The 1,132-nt window shown below is 63.8% G+C and carries 1 pseudogene; it reads right to left on the bottom strand.

Features of this window, described 5'->3' with window-relative positions:
- Positions 1-137 precede the first annotated feature (137 nt).
- Positions 138-907: pseudogene (locus ACESMO_RS11770) on the bottom strand (IS5 family transposase).
- Positions 908-1,132: the final 225 nt, after the last annotated feature.

The following is a 1,132-nucleotide window of genomic DNA, read 5'->3' as shown; positions in this document are numbered from 1 at the left end:
GCTGGGTGAAGCGGCCAAGCCGCCCCCTTACATTTGCACCTCACCCCTTCGCGCCCGAACGACGGCTCCGCCGCCGTGCGCTCAAGCCCTCTCCCGCCGGGAGAGGGGTGGCGCGCCATACACCTGACTGTGCTGGCCTAGGCGGTGTGGACAAAGTGCCTGATCCAGAGGCGGATGGATGCGACGAGTACGAAGCCGAGGAAGCTGTCGGCGGTCTTGTCGTATCGGGTTGCCAGTCTTCGGCTGTTTTTCAGCTTTGAGAAGCATCGCTCGACGAGGTTTCGCAGGGCGTAGATATGACCGTCGATGACGGGCTGGACCTTTCGGTTTCGCTTGGCCGGGATGACTGCGACGACGCCTCGGGCCTCCAGGTCGGCCAAGATGAAGTCGGCGTCGTATCCCTTGTCAGCGAGCAGGACGCAGGGCTTTGGACCGGGCTGGTCCATGACCGGGGCGTAGCCTTTCACATCGGAGACCTGCCCGCCGCTCAGCGTGACCGCGACAGGGAGGCCTTGAGCGTTGCTGCGGAGATGGATCTTGGTCGAGAAGCCACCGCGAGAGCGGCCAAGACCCTGGTCCGCGCCCCCTTTTTTAGCGCGCCGGCGGCGTGCTGGTGGGCGCGTATGATGGTGGAATCGATCATCTGAAGGCTGTCGTTGCCCGTGCCGGTGTCGTTCATCCCCTCCAGCATCACGTCCCAGACCCCCGCCAGCGTCCAGCGCCGGAACTGGCGGTAGACCGAGTTCCAGGTGCCGAAGTGGCTGTGAAGATCCCGCCAGGCCGTCCCCGTCCGGGCGATCCAGAATACCCCGTCCAGCACCAGCCGGTGATCACGAGGCCGACGACCCCGCCTCGGCCCCCGTTCAATCACGAAGGGCTCGAAGAACGCCCATTCCGCATCCGACATCAATCCACGAACCAACGCTGCTCTCCGCAAAGAACAGCGTTGAATCAGTGATCAGATGATTTGGGAATCCTCTTTGTCCACACCGCCTAGATCGGCGGGCATATCCATCTACGCCTCTCCTACCGCACTCCACTGTTCCGCCATCGCCTTCGCGATTCCCGGAAAGAACCGCGACCGCTCCTTCCAGCGATCCGGCGAGGGCGGCATGTGATGAACCCGAGGCGC

The organism is Brevundimonas sp., assembly GCF_041688735.1.
Lineage (GTDB): Bacteria > Pseudomonadota > Alphaproteobacteria > Caulobacterales > Caulobacteraceae > Brevundimonas.
The sequence above is the reverse complement of the archived record's forward strand: the minus strand, read 5'-3'. Positions and strand labels throughout refer to the sequence as shown.